The sequence below is a fragment of the Chromohalobacter sp. HP20-39 genome (assembly GCF_033052815.1).
Taxonomy (GTDB): Bacteria; Pseudomonadota; Gammaproteobacteria; order Pseudomonadales; family Halomonadaceae; genus Chromohalobacter.
In genome coordinates this window covers 1-274 of record NZ_JAWHTP010000656.1, presented here as the reverse complement: position 1 = coordinate 274, position 274 = coordinate 1, and the positions used below count along the sequence as shown (strand labels likewise).

General features: G+C 62.4%; 1 protein-coding gene. It reads left to right on the top strand.

What is annotated here, in order from left to right:
* Positions 1-274: efflux RND transporter permease subunit (locus RVY79_RS19575; RefSeq protein WP_317466239.1), on the top strand; the 274-nt coding region annotated here is incomplete at both ends.

The following is a 274-nucleotide window of genomic DNA, read 5'->3' as shown; positions in this document are numbered from 1 at the left end:
GCGACAGCGCGCTGGTGCGCCTGCTCAAGCGCGGTAACGCTGCGCTACTCGAACGCGCCTTTCGCCACCAGCGCGCGTTGATGGCCATAACGCTCCTCGCCGTCACGACAGCGGGGTTCGCCGCGTTTCTTCTTCCTCGCGCCTTCCTGCCGCCGTTCAACGAAGGCACGCTCACCATCAATATGCTCTTCAATCCGGGCATCTCACTCGCTGAATCCAGTCGCGTCGGCCTGATTGCCGAGCGTCTCATTATGGAGGTGCCCGAGGTCAAAAC